Genomic DNA, 21,771 nt, shown 5'->3' on the forward strand with positions numbered 1-21,771 from the left:
GAGCGCACCCGAAAGATCAGCCGAAATACCCTGTCGGTCCGACCCGGTCACCAACAGCCGCACCGGCGAACGGAAGAGGACACCGATGAGCACCACCCAGCACACCTACCGAGTGATCGTCCGCGGCAGGTGGGACGGTCTGACGGACGGGGCCCGGGCCAAGCTGCTCGCGGAGGTGGCCGACCACGGTCTCGCGCAGCTCCGGTTCACCCCCGAGGGCTCGCTGGCCTACGACGCCACCCTGACCTCCTTCACCTACCGCTACGTCATCGTCTCCGACGCGGCGGACGGCGAGGAGATGGCGGCCGCGCTCGCCGAGGACCGGGCCGAGACCGCGCTGCGCGCTGCCGGCCTGGGCTTTCGCGAACTGCGGTCCACGGCCACCGACATGGACACCATGAAGGTCAATCGCAAGGGCCGGTAGGGCCGGCGTCGTCCGGGCCCGGCTCGTTGAACCGCAGCCGGTTGCCGAAGGGGTCGGTCAGGGTCAGGCAGGTGCCGATCTCGTCGTGCTCCAGTCCGGGACGCAGATACGGATAGTCCTTGCCCGCCAGCTCGGCGTGCAGCGCGCGGACTCCGCTCAGCTCGGTGTAGACGGTCGAACCGGGCGTCGCGTCACCGTGGTGCTCGGACAGGTGCAGCACCAGGCCGCCGCGGGATACCTGCGTGTACAGCGGCGTGCCGGGCGCGAAGCGGTGCTCCCAGTCGACGGTGCAGCCGAGGTAGTCGACGTAGAACTCGTGGGCCTTGGCCACGTCGAAGATGCGGAAGACCGGCACGGTGCGGCGGAAGACGATGTCCATACCGGACACGGAATCACACCTGCTCGCCGGGCGCCTGCTCGGCATCGGGCAGCATCTCGCAGGTGATCGCCCAGCGCTCGTGGTCACGCCAGGCGCCGTCGATGAACAGGAAGTCCGGGGAGAAGCCCTCCAGACGGAAGCCGGCCCGTTTGACCAGGGCGATCGAGCGTTCGTTGGCGGGCTGGACGTTGACCTCCAGGCGGTGCAGGCCCAGTTGTCCGAAGGCGTGGTGGAGCACGAGCCCCAGGCCCTCGCCCATCAGTCCGCGACCCGCCGCGTGATCGAAGGCGCCGTAGCCGAGCGCACCGCAACGGAACGCTCCGTGCACGATGTTGTTGATCGTGACATAGCCCGCGATCCGGCCGTCGGCGAGCTCGCAGATCAACAGGCCCTCGCGGGACGGCTCCTGGAGCCTTCGCAGATAGGCGTCGTAGGCGGCGTCGGTGGCCGGCGGGAAGAGCCACGGGTGGTGTATCCGGGCGCTTCGGCGTGCGGCGGCGGTGAACTCCTCCCGGTCCGCGGCGGTGAAGTGCCGGATGCCCACCCGCGGACCTCGTGCCAGGTAGGGGTCGCTGATCGTCATCGGCAGATCGTACGCGCCCGGTGTCAGTCGCTGGGAGGAGCTCGGCACGGAGGCCGTGATCAGCGAGGTCGAGGCCGAGACCGACCCCGGCGCTCCTGCGGGCCGTACCACCGAAGAGGCGGCGGCCGCCCGGGTGGATCTGGAGGGGTACGCGGCCGCGCCGGCCATGGTCCTGCTGAGGGCCGAGCGACTCGCCGTACCGGCCGACGAGGTCCCCCGCAGGCCCGGTGGCGATACTGTGCAAGGCCTCATCGAACTGCCGCTGACCTGGTATCAGCCAGGCCGGGAGACGGAAGGAAAGGGGTCCGGGATGCGGATCACCATCGACAGCGAAGTCTGTATCGGCTCCGGTCAGTGCGCGCTGACCGCTCCGGAAGTGTTCACCCAGGACGACGGTGGATACGGCACGGTGCAGCCCGGCCGCGAGGACGGCGCGGGCGACCCGCTGGCGCGCGAGGGCGCCCGCGCCTGCCCCGTGCAGGCCATCACGATCTCGGACGACTGAGCCGCTCCGTCCGCTACCGCAGCCCCCCTCGGGTGACGGGGAGTTCGAGGACACCGGTGTCCTCGGGCGTGCTGGTGACGGTCACCGGCTTCACCCCCCGATTGCCCGTGTAGGCGTCGTCGCTCGCGGCGATGACGAAGCCGAGCCGGTGCCCCGGCTCGTAGCGGTGCACGATCCCCGGCAGCTCGACGGAGAAGCTCCGGGTCACATCGGACACCCGCGCCGGGGCCACCAACCGGTGCACCAGGGTCTTCGTGCCGTCCGGCGCGATGTCGTAGAGCTTGGCGAAGAGCACCAGCCGGTCGGCCGCGTCCGGGGAGTTCTGGGCCTGCTCGGCTGCCGGCGAGTCCACCTTGAGCGTCACCCTGGGCGCGCCCACCACGTCCACCGGACGGCCCACCACCGGCTGGGACGTCCAGGCCAGATGGGTGCCCGCGGCGTCGGACGGCGGCGGGTCCGGCAGCCCCAGCATGCTGGACAGCGAGCTCTCCGAATGGCTGGTGGCCATCGGCAGATTCCGGTACGTACGGCTGCCGGGCACCACCTTGGCGCGGTCGTCGACGAGCGTGCCGTCCCCGGAGAGGTACAGCCGCTGGCCGTCGCCCGCCGGGACGGTCGACAAGCCGGCGTAGGTGGGGCCGTCGGTCACCCAGTCCCGGTAGTAGGCGAAGGCCGGCCCGGTGTCGGTCTTCTTGTGGTGGTGCAGATAGCGGTCGAACCAGGCGAGGATCCGCCGCCCGACGTAGCTGCTGCCCACGTTGCCCTGGGCCAGGTCGAGTTCGCCGGCTGCCGGCTTCCGCATCCCGCCGCTGTGGCCCCACGACTGCCAGATCATCTTGGCCGGGGTGCCCTGTGCGGTCAGGGTGCGGTAGGAGGCGGTGGCCTCGTTGAGGTTGAACAGGGTGTCCGCCTGCCCCTGGATCAGCAGCGTCGGTGCCGTGACCGACTTCAGGTACGAGACCGGTGAGACGCTGCGCGTGTAGGCGAGCATGGCCTGGGTCTGCTCGGCCGGGTACGTCCCCGAGTCCAGCAGCCGCTTGGTGGCGCAGGCCCGCTCGACGAAGTGCAGACAGCCCGCGCCGCCGGTCCGCGACCCGTCCAGGTTCGGGTGGAGGAGCCCCTGCGACTCCCCCAGGAGGAAGAACCCGTTGGTCCACTGCCACTTGTAGGCGCCGGGCAGCGGCCCGCTGACGCCCTCGGTGCGGCCGGCGTTGTTGGGGTCGAGGGAGTAGGTGAGGTCGTTCCAGGTGATGAGCGGGACCAGGGCGTCGACGCGGTGGTCGACGGCGGCGGTGGCCATCTGGATCGCCCCGCCGTAGGACGCGCCGATCATGCCGACCCGCGGATCGCTGTTGCGGTCCTTGGTGACGTAGTCGACGCGGGTCCCGTCGTCGGCCTTGCGGCTGCCGGCCAGCAGGTCGAGCAGCCGGCTGGCCGTTCGGCCGTCGACCCGCGGGTCGTCCAGCGAGATCGGGCAGCCGGTCTTGCCGAAACCGAGGCCGGAGTAGGCCAGCGCCACATAGCCGCGCGAGGCGAACGCCCTGGCGATGGCGTCGGTCGCGCCGTCCGCCTTGCTGCCGCCGAAGCCGTTGGTGGTCAGCACGGCGGGCGCGGGGTGTGCGGCGTCGACTCCGGCCGGGCGGTAGACATCGGCGTCCAGGGTGCAGCTGCGGTCGCCGGCCCGGACCGTGACCTTCAGTTCGGTGACGGTGTACGGGTCCGCGGCGACGACCGCGGCCGCGGGGGCGGACAGCACGAGCGGCGCAGCGAGGGCGGTGCCGGCCAGCAGGGCGAGGGATGTGCGGAGCAGGGAGCGGGAGAGTGCTCGGGACTCGCTGGGCACCAGGACCTCCACAAGGACACGTCGTACCAACCAGTCGGTAACGGCGCGCTCATGTTGTGACACGAGTAACGGTCAAGTCAACGCTCGCGACCGGCGTTTCTGACAGGACATCAGTTTGCAGGCGTCCAAAGGGCGTACGGCGGCGGCCGCCGCGTCAGAGCAGCGCCGGCCCCGTGAAGCGCAGCGTGCCCGCCGTCGCGTCCAGCTCCGCGGCGACGCCCAGCGGAACGGTCAGGGCGGACTCCCCGTGGCCGAAGCCGAACTCCTCGGCCACCGGCACCCCGAGCCCGCCCAGCCGGTCCCGCAGCACCTCCCGGACCCGCTCGTAGGGTCCGCAGCGCGCCCAGGAGCCGAGCACGACCCCGGCGACGCCGTCCAGCCAGCCGGCCCGTAGGAGTTGGGTGAGCGCACGGTCGATCCGGTACGGCGGCTCGCCCACGTCCTCCAGCAGCAGCAGGCCGCCTCCGGTGCCGCGCCTGGCCCGGCGGGTGCCCAGCTCACTGGCGAGCATGGCCAGACAACCGCCGACGGTGACCCCGCGGGCCCGGCCCGGCACCAGCGGCCGGGCCGTGGCCGAGGCCAGCGTGCGGACGGTCTCCGGCGCGAAGAGCGTGCGCCGCAGCTGCTCGCGGGTGGCGTCGTCCTTGAGGAAGACCTCGCCGGCGACGGCCGGGCCGTGCAGCGTCGAGACCCCGGCGCGTACCGCGAAGGCCTCGTGCAGCACCGTCACATCGCTGAAGCCGACCAGCGGTTTGGGGGCCGCGGCCCGGAGGGCGGACCAGTCCAGCAGGTCGACCATCCGCTGTGCGCCGTAGCCGCCGCGGGCCGCGAACACCGCCTTGACGGAGGGATCGCACCAGGCGGCCTGGAGGTCGCGGGCCCGGTCCTCGTCACCGGCCGCGAGGTATCCCAGCGTGCCGTGCGTGCCCAGGACATGGGGCGCGGCGACCGGATCGAGGTCCCAGCCGCGCAGCACGTCCAGCCCGCGGTCCAGCCGGTCGGCGACGATGGGGCCGCTGGGCGCGACCACCGCCACCCGGTCGCCGGCCCGCAGCCGCGGGGGCCGGCGCAGCGCCGCCACCGTCATCCGCGCAGCTCCAGCGCCGGGATGTCGCCGCGGGTGAAGCCGAAGGCCTGGGCGTAGAGGGAGAGTTCGGCCTCCACGGCGCGGACGATGGTGTCCGCGCGGCGGAAGCCGTGGCCCTCGCCGGGGAACGCCAGGTAGGCGTGCGGTATGCCGCGCCCGGCGACCGCGGCGAGGAAGCGTTCGCACTGGGCGGGTGGGCAGATCACGTCGTCCAGGCCCTGGAGCAGCAGGAACGGGGCGGCGATCCGGTCCGCGCGGTGCAGCGGCGAGCGCTCGCGGTAGCGCTCGGGCACCTCGGCGAGCGGGCCGACCAGCGACTCCAGGTACTGCGACTCGAAGTCGTGGGTCTCGCCGCCGGCCCAGCCGGTGAGGTCCAGGATCGGATAGCTGATGGTGCCGCAGGCGTAGAGGTCGGTGGTGGTCAGCGAGGCGGCGGTGGTCCAGCCGCCGGCGCTGCCGCCGCGGATCGCCAGCCGGGCGGGGTCGGCGGTGCCCTCGTCGGCCAGGGCCCGGGCGACGGCCGCGCAGTCCTCGACGTCCACCACGCCCCACTGGCCGCGCAGCCGCTCGCGGTAGGCGCGGCCGTAGCCCGTCGAACCGCCGTAGTTGACCTCGGCGACGCCGATCCCCCGGGAGGTGAAGTAGGCGATCTCCAGGTCGAGCACGAGCGGGGCGCGGCCGGTGGGGCCGCCGTGCGCCCAGACCACGAAGGGCGGCAGCTCGCCCTCGGGGGCGGTGTGGTCGGGGCTGTGCGGCGGATGGATGTGGGCGTGGACGTCCCGCCCGTCGGGCCCGGTGAAGGTGCGGCTGTGCGGTCGCGGGTAGTAGGCGGGGTCCAGCACGTCGACATGCCGGCAGCCGATCGCGCGGGCCCGTCCGGTGCAGGTGTCCAGCTCGACGACCTCGTATCCGCGGTGCGGGCCGGCCGCGATGCCGATGACGCGGCTGCCGTGCACGGCGAGGGTGGGCGCCCACTCCGTCCAGGGCCCCGCCGCGTCGACCAGGTCGCCGCTGACCGGGTCGAGGATGCCCAGGGCGGTCGCACCGCGGCCGTGGACGACCGCGAGGGTGCCGTTGTCCAGGGGCAGGAACCAGCGCTGGCCGACGTTCCACAAGGGGCCGCCGAACTCCTCCTCCCGGGCGGGGCACAGCGCGCGGCTCGCGACCACGCCGTCTCCGGTCGGGTCGGGGTCGATGCGCTGCAGTTCCCACCAGCCGCTGAGGTCCGAGACGAACAGCAGCGAGCCGTCGGCGGCCCACTCGATCTGCGCGACGGACTCACCGCTCTCCGCGTCGCCCCGGGCGTCGGTGCCCAGATCGCCGACGAGCGGCCGGACGTCCTCGAACGTGCCCCCGCCGGTGATCCGGGCGACCATCACCACGGTGCCGTCCCAGGGCATCCGGGGGTGGTCCCAGGCGATCCAGGCGGCCCGGCTCCCGTCCGGGGAGATCCGCGGACCGGTGACGAACCGGTGCCGGTCGTCGCTCAACTCCCTGACGGCGTCACGGTCTTCGGCCGCCGAGCCGTCGAGCGGCACGGCGGCGATCACCCGGCGGACATCCGTCGGCCGGTCGCCGGTGAACTCCTCCAGGACGCACCACACCTCGCCGAGCTCCGGGCGCAGCACCGGATCGACCCAGCGCAGCCCGTCGCCGACGCCGGAGAGCGGGGTGAGCGGGCGCGGCGCGGCGTCGCCGTCCGGCTCGCAGGCGTACAGCCGCTGGTCGGCGTAGTCGCTGAAGACGACCAGCGGGCCGCGGTCGGTGACGGTGCCGGCCCAGGGCTGGCCACCGTACTCCAGCACCCGGCTGCGGACGTTCCAGGGCGCCGGCAGCACCGGCCGCCGGGTGCCGTCCGGCAGCCGGCGGACCAGCGCCCGCCGGCCGCCCTCGTCGGGCCGCGGCTCCGTCCACCACACCTCGTCGCCGACCACACCGACGAAGGCCGGCCGGCCGTCGTGTGCGGCGACCGTGCGGGCGTCCATCGGGGACGCCCAGGTGCCGTAGGGAGCGGTGGTCACCATGCAGCAGTTCCTCTCGTGCGCCGGTCGGGCGGGTCCCGTCCGGTCAGGCCAGGCGCAGGAAGTGGTCCAGCACCCGGACTCCGAAGTGCAGTCCCTCGACCGGTACCCGCTCGTCCACGCCGTGGAAGAGCGCCTGGTAGTCGAATCCCTCGGGCAGCTTCAGCGGCGAGAAGCCGTAGCCGGTGATGCCCAGCCGGGAGAACTGCTTGGCGTCCGTACCGCCGGACATGCAGTACGGGACGACATGGCCGTCCGGGTCGAAGCGCTCGATCGCGGCGCGCATCGCGGCATAGGTCAGGGAGTCGACCGGGGCCTGCAGGGCGACCTCGCCGTGGTGGTACTCCCAGCTCACATCGGGCCCGGTCAGCTCGTCCATGGTCGTACGGAACTCCGCCTCACCGCCGGGGACGACCCTGCCGTCCACGTAGGCGACGGCGGATCCGGGGATCACATTGACCTTGTAACCGGCCGTCAGCATCGTGGGGTTGGCGCTGTTGCGGACCGTCGGCTCGACGAGCTTGGCGCACGGGCCGAGCGCGCCCAGCAGCGCGTCGACGTCGAAGTCGGGCGCCTCGACGTCCACGTCGACGGCGCGCAGCGCGGCGAGTTCACGCAGCGCGGCGCGGACGGTCGGGGTCAGCCGGACCGGCCAGGAGTGCGCGCCGATCCGGGCCACGGCGGCGGCGATCCGGGTGACGGCGTTGTCGGGGTTGACCTTCGAACCGTGCCCCGCCCGGCCCTGGGCGGTCAGCCTCAGCCAGGCCGTACCGCGCTCCCCGGCCGCGATCGGGTACAGCTGCATCCCGCCGCCGGCGTGGAAGGTGAACGCCCCGGACTCGCTGACGCCTTCGGTGCAGCCCGCGAAGAGACCCGCGTGCCGGTCGGCCAGGAAGCCCGATCCGTCGTCGGCGCTGGCCTCCTCGTCGGCGGTGAAGGCCAGCACGATGTCGCGCCGCGGCCGCACGCCGGTGCGCGCCCAGTGCCGTACGACGGAGAGCACCATCGCGTCCATGTTCTTCATGTCGACGGCGCCCCGCCCCCAGACCACGCCGTCACGGACCTCCCCCGAGAAGGGGTGCACGCTCCAGTCGGAGGGCTCGGCGGGCACCACGTCCAGGTGGCCGTGGACCAGCAGGGCGTCGGCCCCGGGGTCGGTGCCCTCGATGCGGGCCACGACGTTCGTCCGGCCCTTGGTGCGCTCCAGCAGCGTCGGCTCCAGTCCGGCGGCGGCCAGGTGCTCGGCGACGTACTCGGCGGCCGGCCGCTCCCGGCAGGCGCCGTCGCCCGCGTTGCTGGTGTCGATCCGGATCAGGTCCGAGGTGAAGCGCACCACCTCGTCCAGCGCCTGCTGGTCGACGCCCGGGGCGGGCTCGGCCGCGGGGTCCGCCATGATGTCCACCTCAGCCATACGCTTCCTCCACGGCCGACGACACGACGGTGGTGACCGTCTTGAAGCACCGGATGGCTTCGTACATGTTCTGACTGGTATACGCCACGCGGCGTTCCCCGCTGCGCTCCACGCCGGGCACACAGGTCGCGACCACCACCAGATGCTCGGCGTCGAACTCCAGCTCGAAGCGGTGCGGTCCGCGCCGGACCGGTTCGTGGCGCACCGCGAGCGCCGCCCCCTTGCGCGCCCCGGCCCGGATGTCGGCGGCCGTACGGGCCGGCGGCCGGCAGACCGCCGCATAGCGCGACACATAGTCCTTGACCGCCACACCGGGCGCCTGCGGGGCGTAGCCCAGCGCGTCCTGGCAGGTGCGGTCGTCGCCGGTGACCAGCACGACCGGCACGCCGTACTCGGCGACCACGAGGGAGTTCAGAAGGCCCTCGCTCGCCCGGGTGCCGTCGACCCAGACACCGGTGAGCGTGTTGGCGAGGTAGGTGTGCGCGAGGACGCCCTCGGTGCCGGCCGCGGTGTGGTAGCCGACGAAGGCGATGCCGTCGACATCGCCGTGCTGTACGCCCTCGACCATGCTGAGCGACTTGTGCTTGCCGGTGAGCATCTGCGCGCGCTCGTCGAGCTGTTCCAGCAGCAGATTGCGCATCGACCAGTGCGCCTCGTTGACCAGCACCTCGTCGGCGCCGCCGTCGAAGAAGCCGGCGATCGCCGCGTTCACGTCGGACGTGAACATCCGGCGGCAGCGCTCCCACTGCGGGGTGCCGGGCAGTACGTCGGCGGGCCAGGTGACGCCGGTGGCGCCCTCCATGTCGGCGGAGATGAGGATCTTCACATTCACCAGTCCTATCGCGGCTAGGCGGCGGTACGCACGATTCCCGACATCACTCGTCAACAACAGTTTCGAGGCGGCGAACGGATTCCCCACCCTAACCAGGGCCTTCGGTGTGACGCCCCGTCCAGCGCCTTCCAGGACCGCCCAGTTGGCCGCGTCGGCACTGTCCGGAGGGCGCCGACGCGCCGGAACGCTCGCGCGGCGCCGCGACCTACACAGTTTCTGTCGCAAAGCGGAACGTCTTCCGCCAGAATTCGGACTGAGTTCCGACGGACATCTGTCAGCTGCCGTCGGCACTTGCCGGGTGAGGTAGAACAGCCCGGACCGGCCTCCCACATGATGAGACAGAGGCAGAACGATGAGCAATGCACTCAACGGCGTCTGGTTAGCGCAGCCCGGCGACACGCGGGCCGACGACACCGATCAGCTCGCGATCCTCACCGATCTGATCACGCAATCACTTTGCGACCGCAATCCACGCTTCCGGGATTGCCTGGAACACGACACCCGTACGCAGGTCACCCGGCTGATCGAGGAGGTGCTGCGCAACGGCCGCCCGCTGCCCGACACCGTACGAGCGGTCATGCTCGGGACCGGTACCGACATCCACCTCGTGGCGTCCGCGCTGGGCGACTGCCTCGTCAGCGCGCCCGGCGAGGCACCGGGTCTGCTGATCCCCGGCGCGCTCGCCGACGACAGCGGCGGCCGCGCCCGCCTCAAGGGCGTGCTGCGGCACCGCGCCGCCGCGGTCGGCCATGCGGTACCGGCGCACGACGCCGCCGCCTCCGTACGGTCCGCGGCCCGCCTGCTCGCTCTGGCGTCCGCACACGACGGCCCCGATGCCGGAGTGATGTTCGTCGACGACCACCTCTCCTCCCTCGTCCTGCTGCAGGACGAGTCACTGGCCCGCACGCTCGTCGCGCGCCGACTGCGACCGCTGGCGGGCCTGTCACCGGAGCGGTGCGAGCGCCTGGAGGCCACCCTGCTGGCATGGCTCGGCGGGATGGGCGCCCCGGAGATCGCCAAGGCGCTCGGCATCCATCCGCAGACCGTGCGCTACCGGATGCGCCAGCTGGAGAAGCTCTTCGGCGCCCGGCTGCGCGACCCACTGGCCCGTTTCGAGATCGAGATGGCCCTCCGCAGCCGCCGACTGCTGGGAGCCGCCCACCGCCGCCGCGCGGCCGCGACCCGCCGACGAGCCGCGACCGGGGCCCGCCGCCCACTGCCACGCCCCTAGAGCAGCCCCCGAAGACTCCGCACTCCCCCGTGTCCGGTTTGGCGAATCTCACACGCCACCCCATACCGTCAAACTCGGACAATCCATCCCATGTGTCCGGGGGCGCCGCGCAGCCGCCCCGTATCGTCCACCCCCATGCACAGCTCACGCATATCGACCTGCGCGCGCCGCGGGCTGGCCGCGGTCGTGGCTGCCGGGTCGCTGCTCACGGTGCTCACCACGGCGACGCCGGCCGCGGCCGGCACCGCCAGCACGCCGGTGAACGGCGCCAAGGTCGTATGCACCTCGCAGAAGCCGGGCCTGGCCCCCGCCCTGTCCCATGACATAGCCGCCGCCCTCGACAGCCACGAGGGCACTTCGGCGCTGGCCGTCTACGACCGGCGCACCAGGACCCGCTGCGACTTCAAGGCCGGTGCGCACTTCGACTCGGCGAGCGTGGTGAAGGTCACCGTGCTCGGGGCGCTCCTGCGGCAGGCCGAGGAGGCGCACCGCCGCCTCACCCCGCGCGAGGTACGGCTGACCACCGCCATGATCACCAAGTCGGACAACGCCTCGACCGACGCGCTGTGGCGCCAGGTCCGACCCGCCGGCGTCCAGCACTTCCTGACCCTGGCCGGGATGCGGCACACCGTCCCCGGCGCGGGCGGGGCCTGGGGCCTCACCCAGATCACCGCCGCCGACCAGCTCACCTTGATGCAGCTGCTGACGACGGACAACCCGGTGCTCACCCGGACCTCCCGCGGCTACGCGCTCGCCCTGATGAGGCACGTCGTCCCCGACCAGCGCTGGGGGGCGCCCGCCGGCGCACCGGCCACGGCGACCGTCCACGTCAAGAACGGCTGGCTGCCGCGCAAGACCGACGGCTGGCGGGTGAACAGCGTCGGCACCTTCACCGGCGGCGCCCACGACTACGGCATGGCCGTGCTGTCCACCGGAAACCGCACCATGGACGACGGCGTGGACGCCGTGGAGAGCGCCGCCCGCGTCATCCACCGCGACCTGTCGCGCTGACGGTCCCGGTCCCTGCGATACGACTTTGCACTCCCCGGGGTGACCGGCGCCCCGATGTCCCCCACGGGCGGCGCGACCGGCGATATCAACGCCGCATGATCAAGGCAGACCTCACGGGAGTTCCCGAAACGGCGTTGTGGACCCTCTATCACCGGGCCACCGAGGCCGCCCGCCCCGACACCGTGCTGCCCGACCCCCGCGCCGTACGGCTCGTCACCGAACTGGACTTCCCCTTCCGGGAGCGGCTGGGCGCCGCCCGCCCCTGGGTGGCGCAGGCCGTCGCCCTGCGCGCCCTCGCCTTCGACCAGGTGGTGCGGGCGTTCCTCGCCACCCACCCGGACGGCACCGTGATCGCGCTGGGCGAGGGCCTGGAGACCCAGTTCTGGCGGGTGGACAACGGCCGCGCCCGATGGGTCACGGTCGACCTGAGCGACCCGCTGGAGCTGCGCGGGCGCGTCCTGCCCCACGGCGCGCGGCAGCGGCTCGTCGCCTGCGACGTCCGCGACAGCCGGTGGACGGCGGGCGTCGACGCCGCGCGCGGGGTCCTGGTGACCGCCCAGGGGCTGCTGATGTACCTGCAGCCCGCGCAGGTGACCCGGCTGATCGCCACCTGCGCCGACGCGTTCCCCGGCGGCACACTGGCGTTCGACTCCGTCTCCCGGCGCTTCGCCACCCGCACCCGCGCCGGCGCGAAGGGGCCGGGCGGCCACCGCCTGCCCCCGATGCCCTGGGGCATGGACGCGCACGAACGGGACCGGCTCCGCGGTGCCCACCCCGCCGTCGGCGACGTGGTCGACGTCCCGCTCCCCGCGGGCCGCGGCCTCCTCGGCTACCTCGCGCCCCGCCTCGCGTCCCTGCCCCTGCTCCGCGGCGACCGGCCCCTGGTCACCCGGCTGAGCTTCCGTGCCGACGCCGCCCCGCACCGGCCGCCGCGACCCGCTCGGCGAGCCGCTCCGGACGCTCCGCACTGACCGCGGGCGACGTCCCGGTGTGGCGGCGGGCCCGCGCATCGGGCCCGCCGGCCGCCGCCCCGGGGCGGGCGCTTTAGTCCTCGTGCCCCAACTGCAGGTCGCGTTCGGTCCGACCGCCGCCGGCCATCTGCAGGACGGTGGCCACCGGTGGGTACCCGGCGGCGATCACGGTGTACTCGCCGGCCGACAGGTCCACGAAGCGGAACAGCCCGTCGGCACCGGTGGTCGCGGTGTCGACGACATTGCCGGCGGTGTCCAGGAGGGTCACCCGGGCGTCCTCGACGGGGCGGCCGCCACCGGCCCGTACGGTGCCGCGCAGCACCGCGCCACCGGCGAGTTCGACGTCCTGACGGGTCTCGCGCGACGCCTGGACGGTGACCGGCAGCGCGGTCGGCCGGAACGCCGGGGCGCTGGCGGCGAGGGTGTACTCCCCGGCCACCAACTCCCCCATGACATACCCCCCTTCACGCCCGGAGCGGGTGGTCGCGACCACCTCGCCGCGGACGTCCGTGAGGGTGACCATGGCGTCGCGCACGGGCGTGCCGTCGGCGGTGGTGACGGCGCCGGCCAGGCGCCCGGCGCCGCCGAGCACCACGTCCAGCTCGACCGGCCGCTCGCCGACGGTGACGCTGACGGCCTGCGGCTGGTGCCCGCCGGCGGCCGCGACCAGCACATACGAACCGGCGCCCGGTGTGCTCAGCGCGTACCGCCCGTCCTCGCCGGTGGCGCCGCGGCCGATCTGCCGCCCGTCGACGTCGATGAGGGTGAGCGCGGCGCGCGGCACGACGGAGCCGTCGTGGTGCTGGACGGTGCCGCACACGGGGACGCCCGGGTGCCCCGTGGCGGCGTGGGCGCGGGGCCGGGCGTACGCGGACGCGCGGCCGGACGGGCCGACGGCTGCCGCGTCGGCGGCGGGGCGGGCCGGGGGTACGGCGGCGGGGGCGGCCGGTTCGTCGTACGGGGCGTGCGGGGTCGGGGAGGCCTGCGGAGCAGGAGAGGCGTGGGACACCAGCGGTTTCTCTTTCAGGAAGAAGGCGAGCACAAGGCCCAGGACGAGCACCGGCACGAGGGAGAAGAAGATCCCCGGCACGGCGTGCGCGTAAGCGGCCAGTTGGCCGTCGCGCAGCGAGGCCGGCAGCGCCCGCACGAGGTACGGGGTGATCGACTCCGGGTCGGACAGCGGGGCCGACCCCGGCGGCCGGTCGCCGGGCCGGCGCAGGAGCCGGTCGGCGAGGAGGGCGCCGAAGAGGGCCGCGCCGACGCTGCCGCCGATCTGCCGGAAGCAGTGGTCGGCGCTGGTCACGGTGGTGCGGTCGCGGCCGCGCACGGAGGTGCGTACGGCGAGCACCAGCACCGGCACGACCAAGCCGATGCCGAGGCCGAGGACGCCCGTCCACAGGCCGCACACCTCGCGTGGGGTGTCCGGCCGCATCCGCGACAGCGGCCACATCCCCGCCGCGGCCACCGCGCAGCCCAGGACGGGGAAGACCTTGTAGTGGCCGGTGCGGCCGATGAGCCGGGCGGAGACGGCCGTGGCGAGCACGATGCCGCCCGTCACCGGCAGCATCAGCAGCCCGGTCTCGGTGGCCGAGGCGCCGTCGGCCGCCTGGAGGAAGGTCGGCAGATGGTCGGCGGCGCCGAAGAGCGCGAGGCCGACGGCGGCGCCGATCAGGCCGGTGACGTGGAAGACCGAGTCGCGGAACAGCCGCAGCGGGATCAGCGGTTCGGCGGCGAAGTACTCGACGGCGAGGAACAGCAGGGCGGTGCCGAGCGCGCCGGCGCCGAGGCCGAGGACGGTCCGCGAGTTCCAGGCGTACTCGGTGCCGCCCCAACTGGCCAGCAGGACAAGGCAGGTGGAGAACGCGGCGAGCAGCAGCGCGCCGGCGATGTCGGGCCGGCGGCGTCCGGTGGGCCGGGGCAGCCTGAGGGCGAAGGCGAGGACCAGGAGGGCCAGCACGCCGAAGGGGACGTTGAGGCGGAAGCACCAGCGCCAGGAGGCGTGGTCGGCGCAGAGGCCGCCGACCAGCGGCCCGGCCGCGGTGGCGAGGCCGAAGGTGGCGCCGATCAGGCCCATGGCGCGGCCGCGGGCCGGTGCCGGTACGACGTCGGCGGTGATCGACTGGGCGCCGATCATGAGCCCACCGCCGCCGAGGCCCTGCACGGCCCGGAAGACGACCAGTTCGTCCATGGTGCGCGACCAGCCGGCCAGCGCCGAGCCGGCGGTGAAGACGACGAGCGCGAAGAGGAGGACGGGCTTGCGGCCGAAGAGGTCGCCGAGCCTGCCGTGGAGGGGCAGGGCGATGGCCGACGCCAGGAGGTAGGAGGTCACCGCCCAGGACGTCCGGCCCGAGCCGGGCAGCTCACCGACGATCTTCGGGAGCGCGCCGGCGACCACGGTCTGGTCGAGGGCGGCGAGCAGCAGGGTCAGCAGCAGGCCGGCGACGACCGTGCGGACGCGGCGTGGGCCGAGCGGCACCGGCGCCGTGCCGGGAGCGGGCGCGTCGGTCCGCTCGCTCAGGGTGGTCCCGCCCACGTGCTGCTCCCCTCGTCACGCCTGCTGCCGCCCAATTTCTCGCATTGGGCGACAACAGCGTTCAAGCGCGGCGAAAGGGTGCGTGCGGGGCGGGAACGGACGTCAAGTGCCTTTCCCTGGAGGCCTATTGGGCTCCCATCAGGGATTTCCGAACGGAAGGGATCCGGTGGGCCGGACACTTCGGCCCACCGGAAACCACCCGAACCGGTGAGCGTGACGACACACACTCAGGGTGACGGAAGTGACGACGGATCACGCCTCTTCACCGTCGCCTCCGCGTGCGGCCGCCCTTCGTACCGGGGGTCACTTCTCCATACGGGCGGCGAGATTGGCGAGGATGGCGTCGTAGATCCGGCCGAGCCCCTTGGGCGCGAAGGTCCGCTCGAAGAAGCCGCCGATACCGCCGGCGCCCTGCCAGGTGGTGGTGACCACGACCCGGGCCCGCTTCTCGCCGGCCGGAGTGACGACCCAGGTCGTCACCATGGAGGAGTTGCGGTCCTTCTCGACGAGCTGGCCGTCGGTCGGCTCGTCGACCTCCAGCAGGCAGTCGCGCACCCGCTTGCTCGTGGCCTGGAGCTTCCAGTGGACGAGGGTGCCCTTGCCGTCGCCGCCCTCGCGGACCTCGTACTCGCTGAAGTGCTCGGGCAGCAGCTGCTGGCGCGTGCCGGTGTAGTCGGCGAGCGCGTCGAACACGTCCTCCGGGTCCGCCGCGATCTCGCGCTGCGTGGTGGCCTCGACCTGACCCATGTGTGTCTTCCTCCAGTAGTCGGCTGCCGGTCCTGCGATGCGCGCCAAGCCAACCACCACTGGGGGGCACGCCCAAAATCCGGGTCGACGGACCACAAGGGAACACTTGTTCTATTATTGCGAACGGGGGGCTCGGCAGCACGCAGAAGGAGGCCCGATGCGCTGGGACAATCTGGGCGAAAGCCGATCCGCCCTGTTCGGCGCGGACGTCGTCAGCCGCACGATCGACACCCCCGAGTTCCGCGGGATCACCTTCCACGAGGTGCGCGCCCGCTCGATCGTCAACCGCGTCCCGGGCGCCTCCCGGATGCCGTTCGAATGGACCGTGAACCCCTACCGCGGTTGCAGCCACGCCTGCGTCTACTGCTTCGCGCGCAAGACGCACAGCTACCTCGACCTGGACACCGGACTCGGCTTCGACTCGCAGATCGTGGTGAAGATCAACGCCCCGGACCTGCTGCGCCGCGAGCTGGCCGGGCGCCGCTGGCGCGGTGACCACATAGCCATGGGCACGAACGTCGACTGCTACCAGCGCGCGGAGGGCCGCTACGGACTGATGCCCGGCATCATCGCGGCGCTGCGCGACCACGCCAACCCCTTCTCGATCCTCACCAAGGGCACGCTGATCCTGCGCGATCTGCCGCTGCTGCGGCAGGCCGCCGCGGTCACCGACGTCGGCATCTCCGTCTCCGTCGGCTTCCTCGACCGCGAGCTGTGGCGCACGGTCGAGCCCGGCACGCCCGCCCCGGAGCGCCGGCTGGACGTGGTGCGCACGCTCACCGCGCACGGCATCCCGTGCGGTGTGCTGATGGCGCCGGTCATCCCCTTCCTCGGGGACGCGCCGGAGCAGCTCCGCGCCACGGTCCGGGCCGTCGCGGAGGCCGGCGCCGGGTCCGTCACCCCGCTCGTCCTCCATCTGCGGCCCGGCGCCCGCGAATGGTTCATGGCCTGGCTGGGGCACCACCACCCGCGGCTCGTACGACGCTACGAGACGATGTACGCGGACGGCGCCTACGCCCCGAAGTGGTACCAGCGCCGGATCACCCGCCAGGTCCATGAACTCGCCGCCGAGTACGGAATCGGACCCGCCCGCCCCGGCGAGCACCGCCGGATCACGCCACCGCCCCCGGCTCCCGCACCCGGCGAAAACACCCCCAACGCCCCTGCCGAACCCGTCCAGTTGACGCTGCTGTGAGCCCCGGCCCCTCCTCAAGGGCGCGGTCCACCCCGCTCCGCCCCGGCCGGACGCCTACGCCGAAGCGGCCGGGACCGCCTCCAGGGCCCGCGCCAGGCGGTCGCGCGCCTCCAGCTGGGCGGCTATCCGCTCGTCGATGGCGGCGAGCCGCTCACGGGCGATGCGCAGGCCCGCGGGGGACGGCGGGGCGGTGGCCATGTCCCCGTCCAGGCAGGGGCCGAAGCACCGGACGTCGGCGAGGGTCAGCCCGGCCTCCAGGAGATGCCGTATGTTGCGCACCCGTACGGCCGCACGCGCGTCGTAGACCCGATAGCCGTTGGCCGCCCGCTCCGAGGCGATCAGCCCCTCGCGCTCGTAGTTGCGCAGCGCACGCGTCGACGCCCCCGTGAGCGCCGCCAGCTCACCGATCCGCACCGGTCCCCCTCCCGTCCACGACCGCCGACAGCGGCCGGCCCTCCTGCCTGCCGGGTGAACTCCCGGCGGGGGACGCTGGTTCCCGGATCAGCCCACCACCGCTCCCCCGTCGACCGGGAGGACCACCCCGGTCACGAACGACGCGGACGGCGCGGCGAGCCGGGTGACCGCCCAGGCCACTTCCTCGGGACGGCCGATCCGCCCCATGGGGGTGTGCTCGATCTGCCACTTCCGGACGGCCGTGCGCTGCTCCGGCGACCAGCCCTGGTGCAGCGCGATCGGGGTGTCGATCGCGCCGGGGGCGACCGCGACGACCCGTACGCCGCGCGGCGCGAGCTCCACCGCCCAGCTGCGGGTGAGGAGTTCGAGTCCGGTCTTGGTCGCCGCGTAGACCGAGTTGCCCGGCCACCCCCGCTGGCCGACCGAGGTGCTGATGTTGACCACGACACCGCCGGTCCGCTCCAGGTGGGGCACGGCTTCCTGGGTCAGCAGCACGGGCGCCACGAGGTTCGTCGCCAGCTGCGGCGCCATGCCCTCCTTGGTGTAGGTGCCGAGCGCCCCGCTGCCCACCACCGCCGCGTTGTTGACCAGGACGTCGAGTCGGCCGTAGGTGTCGACGGCGTGGCGCACGAGGGCCTCGGGCGCGCCGTCGTCGGTGATGTCCGCGGCGTACGGGACGATCTCGCCGCCCGCGCGGCCGGCCTGCGCCGCCGTCTCCACCAGCGGCTCGGCCCGGCGCCCCACCGCCAGCACGCGCGCCCCGTCCGCCGCGAAGGCGCGGGCGGTGGCGCGCCCGATTCCCGTGCCGGCCCCGGTGATGATCACGACCCTGCGGTCCGTTCCGGGCACGGTCGGCCCGGTGTGCGTGAGGTGTTCCATGCCGGGAGTCTCGAACCTTGACGCCTGGGGCAAGGTCAAGCGGACACCCGCGGCCACGCGCTTTCCCCGGCCCGAAAACCCCTTTGACCGGTCTCCTAGGCTTTTGCGCCATGAACGGGTCCATGAACGGGGAACTGGACGGACCGCCCGGCGGGTCCGGTGCGGGGGCACCGCACCGGGTTCGGATACGGGAGATGACCGAGGCCGACATCGACGCGGTCTCCGCCGTGCGGGTCCGCGGCTGGCAGGCCGCGTACCGGGGGCTGATGCCGCAGACGTATCTGGACGCGATGAGCGTGGCGGCGGATGCCGCGCAGCGGCGCTCGTGGTTCGCGCGTCGACCACCGGCGGTCTCGGACCTGGTGGCCGAGCGGGACGGCGAGGTCGTCGGGTGGGCGTGCGTCGGGCCCTGCCGCGACCCCGATGTCGCCCCGGGCGCCGCCGAGTCGCCCGCGGCCCGCCCGGCCGCGGGCGAGCTGCTGGCCCTGTACGTGGCGCCGGGGCTGATCGGCACCGGTGTCGGGCGTGCCCTGATGGCGGCCGGTACGGCACGCGCACGGGCGGGCGGGTTCCGCGCGCTGTACCTGTGGGTGCTGCGCGACAACGCCCGCGCCCGGCGGTTCTACGAGCGGGCCGGCTTCGTGCCGGACGGGGCGCAGGAGGCGTACGAGGTGGAGGGCAGCGGCGTCCGCGAGGTGCGCTACTGGCGCCCGCTGGGACCGGTCCCGCGCTGAGCGTCGTCGGCCCCGTCCCGGCCGCCGCCCCCCTTCGCCTCGGGCCCGTCCTGTCCGGGCACCTCGTGGACCCCCAGTCGCGCCAGCGACGCCGCCGCGGCCGCCGCGAGCCGGGGGTGGGCGACGGCGGCGGCCAGCGCGGGGACGGCGCGCCGGTCACCCAGCGCGCCCAGGCCCTCGACGCAGGCGAGCGCCACCCGCCAATAGGGGTTGTGCGGGGTCAGCAGCCGCTCCAGGGTCGCGATCAGCGCCGGTACGGACTGCGGCGCGCGGAGCTCGGCGAGCAGCCGGACCGGGTGCAGGGCGTAGGCGGTGCGCAGCGGGTTGGTGGCGAGTGCGGCCGCGGCACGGGCGGTGCGCGGGTCGCCGAGCCGGCTCAGGGCGTGCGCGGCGGTGGCGCAGCGCACCGGGTCGCGGTAGTTCAGCAGCAGCACGAGCGTCTCGAAGGCGCGCTTGTCGCCGGCGCAGCCGAGAATGAAGGCGGCGATCTCCCGGGCCCACAGAGGGCGTTCGACGGCGACCAGCATCCGGGCCAGTTCCTCCCGCCCGGCGGGGGTGTTCTTGCGGGCCAGCCCCAGTAACCGCTCGTAGGCGACCAGATCCTGCGGGGAGCGGAGTTCGGCCCGCACCCGGTCCGTCAACTCGTGGAATTCCTCTTCCATTTGTCGCTCCCTCCCGCCGGGCCGCCCCGGTCCCTGCGACGTGGCCTGCACCACAGCCTAATGACCCGCACTACCCCTGGCGCTTCGGTTACCCACCGGTTAACCTGCTGGAACGAGCAGCACCACTGCTCAGGCGGCCTGGTGACGCAGCCGCCACAGAGTGAAGTCGGTTCGGCACCGCACAGCACGACACCAGTACGGAGCGAACGGCACGGCCCCGGGACAGGGCCCGCCGCACCTCCGACACCGCCGGCGCTGCCAGCAGCGCTGCGGCTCTCTCGGCCCACCGCCGTATTTCCCGCCGCTGCGTTTTCGCTACGCCTCGCGTCCGCGCGGACACCCCTCAGTCGTCACTTCTCCCCTGCCTTCAGGGGAACACCCTCAGGAGTCTCGCGATGGGCCCTCAGTCCACCCCAGATCTCTCAACTGAAGCCTCCCCACCCTCCCTTTCCACCGTGGCCGTCGTCGGTCTGGGCACCATGGGCACCGGTATCGCCGAGGTGCTGACCCGGGCCGGCCGCGAGGTCGTCGGCATCGACACCGACGAGGCCGCGGCCCGGCGCGCCGTCGCCACGCTCGAAGCCGCCACCGCCCGCGCGGTGCGGCGCGAGCGGATCACCGAGCGCGAGCGCCAGGACATCCTGGCCCGCTTCCGCACCTTCACCGATCTGCAGGCCGCCGCGGACGCCGACCTCGTCATCGAGGTGGTGCCCGAGGACTACGAGCTCAAGCGGCAGGTGTTCGCCGGGCTGGACGCCGTGGTGCGTCCGGACGCCATCCTGGCCACCGGCACCAACGCGCTGTCCGTGACCCGGCTGGCCGCCGACTCCCAGCGCCCCGAGCGGGTGCTCGGCGTGCACTTCTTCAACCCCGCACCGGCCATGAAGCTGGTCGAGGTGGTCTCCTCGGTGCTCACCGCGCCGACCGCCGTCGCGGCCGTCACCCAGCTCGCCCGCGACCTGGGCAAGGACCCGATCTCGGTCGGCGACCGGCCCGGTTTCGTCGCCGACGGGCTGCTCTTCGGCTATCTGAACCAGGCCGCGGCGATGTACGAGTCGAAGTACGCGACCCGCGAGGACATCGACGCCGCGATGCGGCTCGGCTGCGGTCTGCCCATGGGCCCGCTCGCGCTGCTCGACCTGATCGGCGTGGACACCGCCCGTACGGTCCTGGAGGCGATGTACGCCGAGTCCCACGACCGCCTGCACGCCCCCGCGCCGATCCTGGGCCAGCTGGCCGAGGCGGGGCTGACCGGCCGCAAGGCGGGGCGCGGCTTCTACACGTACGAGGCTCCGGGCAGCCCCACGGTGGTTCCGGACGCCGAGAGCCCGGCGGCGGCCGGCGGGGACGCCGCCGGGCGCGCGGTCTCCAGCGTCGGCGTCGCCGGCTCCGGGACGATGGCCAGCGGGATCGCCGAGGTCTTCGCCAAGGCCGGCTACTTTGTCGTGCTGGCCGCCCGCAGCCTGGAGAAGGCCGAGAAGGCCAAGGCCAGGATCGCCAAGTCGCTGGGCCGCTCGGTGGAGAAGGGCCGGCTGACCGCCGAGGCCCGGGACGCCGCGCTGTCGGCGATCACCCCGGCCGGCTCGCTCGACGCGTTCGCCGAGGTGGATTTGGCGGTCGAGGCGGTGGCCGAGGACCTGGTGGTCAAGCAGGAGCTGTTCAAGGCGCTGGACAAGGTCTGCAAGCCGGGCGCCGTCCTGGCCACCACGACCTCCTCGCTGCCCGTCGTCGCCTGCGCCCGCGCCACCTCGCGCCCGCAGGACGTCATCGGGATGCACTTCTTCAACCCGGCGCCGGCCATGAAGCTGGTCGAGATCGTGCGGACGGTCCTGACCGCCGACGACGTGCACGCCACGGTGCGGGCGGTGTGCGCCAAGGTCCGCAAGCACCCGGTGGACTGCGGGGACCGGGCCGGCTTCATCGTGAACGCACTGCTGTTCCCGTACCTGAACAACGCGATCAAGATGGTCGAGGAGCACTACGCGTCCCTGGACGACATCGACGCCGCCATGAAGCTCGGCGGCGGCTACCCGATGGGCCCGTTCGAACTCCTCGACGTGGTCGGTCTGGACGTGTCCCTGGCCATCGAGAAGGTGCTGCACGCCGAGTTCCGCGACCCGGGGCTCGCCCCGGCCCCGCTGCTGGAGCACCTCGTCGCCGCGGGCTGCCTCGGCCGCAAGACCGGCCGCGGCTTCCGTGAGTACGCCCGGCGCTGACGCGTGGCGGCGCCCCCGCCCAGGAGGGGGAGGCTGGGGTGGACTGCTGGAGCCCGACGGCGGTCCACCCCCGCTCACAAGGGCGGAGGCGGC

General features: G+C 73.4%; 20 protein-coding genes. 8 read left to right on the plus strand and 12 right to left on the minus strand.

The annotated features are described in order from the left end of the window. The first annotated feature begins 85 nt into the window (after positions 1–85). Positions 86–424, plus strand: coding sequence for a DUF6204 family protein (locus ACFWZH_RS20665; RefSeq protein WP_384432881.1), 339 nt, complete (start codon positions 86–88; stop codon positions 422–424). On the opposite strand, the gene ACFWZH_RS20670 is transcribed toward ACFWZH_RS20665, so the two are convergent. Together ACFWZH_RS20670 and ACFWZH_RS20675 are read right to left on the minus strand one after the other, a co-directional pair. After that, positions 405–803: a glyoxalase superfamily protein gene (locus tag ACFWZH_RS20670; RefSeq protein ID WP_384432994.1), complete on the minus strand. Its 399-nt coding sequence runs from the start codon at positions 801–803 to the stop codon at positions 405–407. The genes ACFWZH_RS20665 and ACFWZH_RS20670 overlap by 20 nt on opposite strands. 13 nt (positions 804–816) lie before the next feature. After that, on the minus strand, positions 817–1,386 hold the full coding sequence (locus ACFWZH_RS20675; protein ID WP_384432883.1) for a GNAT family N-acetyltransferase: 570 nt from the start codon (positions 1,384–1,386) through the stop codon (positions 817–819). Between the two features lie 310 nt (positions 1,387–1,696). Between ACFWZH_RS20675 and ACFWZH_RS20680 the strand changes: the two genes are divergently transcribed. Beyond that, positions 1,697–1,891, plus strand: a complete 195-nt coding sequence (locus ACFWZH_RS20680) for a ferredoxin (protein ID WP_384432997.1) — start codon at positions 1,697–1,699, stop codon at positions 1,889–1,891. Positions 1,892–1,904: 13 nt separating this feature from the next. Here the strand turns inward: ACFWZH_RS20680 and ACFWZH_RS20685 are convergent, their stop codons facing one another. From ACFWZH_RS20685 to ACFWZH_RS20705, 5 genes are all read right to left on the minus strand, one after another. Next, positions 1,905–3,734 carry a CocE/NonD family hydrolase gene (locus tag ACFWZH_RS20685; RefSeq protein ID WP_384432886.1) on the minus strand — a complete coding sequence of 610 codons (1,830 nt, stop codon included), beginning with the start codon at positions 3,732–3,734 and terminating at the stop codon, positions 1,905–1,907. Between the two features lie 154 nt (positions 3,735–3,888). Continuing rightward, complete coding sequence (locus ACFWZH_RS20690; RefSeq protein WP_384432889.1) at positions 3,889–4,821, minus strand: LD-carboxypeptidase; 933 nt, start codon at positions 4,819–4,821, stop codon at positions 3,889–3,891. Then, positions 4,818–6,845, minus strand: coding sequence for a prolyl oligopeptidase family serine peptidase (locus ACFWZH_RS20695; protein WP_384432892.1), 2,028 nt, complete (start codon positions 6,843–6,845; stop codon positions 4,818–4,820). The genes ACFWZH_RS20690 and ACFWZH_RS20695 overlap by 4 nt, the downstream gene beginning before the upstream one ends. A 43-nt stretch (positions 6,846–6,888) precedes the next feature. Further along, positions 6,889–8,235, minus strand: a complete 1,347-nt coding sequence (locus ACFWZH_RS20700; protein WP_384433000.1) for a M20/M25/M40 family metallo-hydrolase — start codon at positions 8,233–8,235, stop codon at positions 6,889–6,891. 10 nt (positions 8,236–8,245) lie between these two features. Next, positions 8,246–9,079: a M55 family metallopeptidase gene (locus ACFWZH_RS20705; RefSeq protein WP_384433003.1), complete on the minus strand. Its 834-nt coding sequence runs from the start codon at positions 9,077–9,079 to the stop codon at positions 8,246–8,248. 358 nt (positions 9,080–9,437) lie between these two features. Between ACFWZH_RS20705 and ACFWZH_RS20710 the strand changes: the two genes are divergently transcribed. The 3 genes from ACFWZH_RS20710 (at position 9,438) to ACFWZH_RS20720 (ending at position 12,298) form a co-directional block, all read left to right on the plus strand. Then, a complete protein-coding gene (locus ACFWZH_RS20710; protein ID WP_384432895.1) occupies positions 9,438–10,316 on the plus strand; it encodes a helix-turn-helix domain-containing protein in 879 nt (292 codons plus the stop codon). A gap of 135 nt (positions 10,317–10,451) precedes the next feature. After that, positions 10,452–11,327, plus strand: a complete 876-nt coding sequence (locus ACFWZH_RS20715) for a serine hydrolase (protein WP_384432898.1) — start codon at positions 10,452–10,454, stop codon at positions 11,325–11,327. Positions 11,328–11,422: 95 nt separating this feature from the next. Beyond that, a complete protein-coding gene (locus tag ACFWZH_RS20720) occupies positions 11,423–12,298 on the plus strand; it encodes a class I SAM-dependent methyltransferase (RefSeq protein WP_384432901.1) in 876 nt (291 codons plus the stop codon). A 73-nt stretch (positions 12,299–12,371) separates the two neighbouring features. Here the strand turns inward: ACFWZH_RS20720 and ACFWZH_RS20725 are convergent, their stop codons facing one another. Beyond that, on the minus strand, positions 12,372–14,831 hold the full coding sequence (locus ACFWZH_RS20725) for an MFS transporter (RefSeq protein ID WP_384432904.1): 2,460 nt from the start codon (positions 14,829–14,831) through the stop codon (positions 12,372–12,374). Positions 14,832–15,134: 303 nt separating this feature from the next. After that, complete coding sequence (locus ACFWZH_RS20730) at positions 15,135–15,578, minus strand: SRPBCC family protein (protein ID WP_384432906.1); 444 nt, start codon at positions 15,576–15,578, stop codon at positions 15,135–15,137. Positions 15,579–15,735: 157 nt separating this feature from the next. Here ACFWZH_RS20730 and ACFWZH_RS20735 point away from each other — a divergent pair, with 157 nt between their 5' ends. Next, positions 15,736–16,773 carry an Rv2578c family radical SAM protein gene (locus ACFWZH_RS20735; RefSeq protein WP_384432909.1) on the plus strand — a complete coding sequence of 346 codons (1,038 nt, stop codon included), beginning with the start codon at positions 15,736–15,738 and terminating at the stop codon, positions 16,771–16,773. Positions 16,774–16,827: 54 nt separating this feature from the next. Here the strand turns inward: ACFWZH_RS20735 and ACFWZH_RS20740 are convergent, their stop codons facing one another. Beyond that, complete coding sequence (locus ACFWZH_RS20740) at positions 16,828–17,187, minus strand: MerR family transcriptional regulator (protein WP_384432911.1); 360 nt, start codon at positions 17,185–17,187, stop codon at positions 16,828–16,830. An 87-nt stretch (positions 17,188–17,274) separates the two neighbouring features. Further along, positions 17,275–18,066, minus strand: coding sequence for an SDR family NAD(P)-dependent oxidoreductase (locus ACFWZH_RS20745; RefSeq protein ID WP_384432914.1), 792 nt, complete (start codon positions 18,064–18,066; stop codon positions 17,275–17,277). A gap of 194 nt (positions 18,067–18,260) precedes the next feature. Between ACFWZH_RS20745 and ACFWZH_RS20750 the strand changes: the two genes are divergently transcribed. After that, positions 18,261–18,800 (plus strand): GNAT family N-acetyltransferase, encoded by a 540-nt coding sequence (locus ACFWZH_RS20750; RefSeq protein WP_384433006.1) that lies wholly within the window; start codon positions 18,261–18,263, stop codon positions 18,798–18,800. Here ACFWZH_RS20750 and ACFWZH_RS20755 read toward each other — a convergent pair. Further along, on the minus strand, positions 18,767–19,462 hold the full coding sequence (locus ACFWZH_RS20755; protein WP_384432917.1) for a HEAT repeat domain-containing protein: 696 nt from the start codon (positions 19,460–19,462) through the stop codon (positions 18,767–18,769). The two genes, ACFWZH_RS20750 and ACFWZH_RS20755, sit on opposite strands and share 34 nt — an antisense overlap. A gap of 395 nt (positions 19,463–19,857) precedes the next feature. On the opposite strand from ACFWZH_RS20755, the gene ACFWZH_RS20760 reads away from it, so the two are divergent. Beyond that, positions 19,858–21,678, plus strand: a complete 1,821-nt coding sequence (locus tag ACFWZH_RS20760) for a 3-hydroxyacyl-CoA dehydrogenase family protein (RefSeq protein ID WP_384432920.1) — start codon at positions 19,858–19,860, stop codon at positions 21,676–21,678. Positions 21,679–21,771: the final 93 nt, after the last annotated feature.

Origin of the sequence: Streptomyces sp. NPDC059008, assembly GCF_042749045.1 — a bacterium.
In the GTDB taxonomy this organism is placed as follows: Bacteria; Actinomycetota; Actinomycetes; order Streptomycetales; family Streptomycetaceae; genus Streptomyces.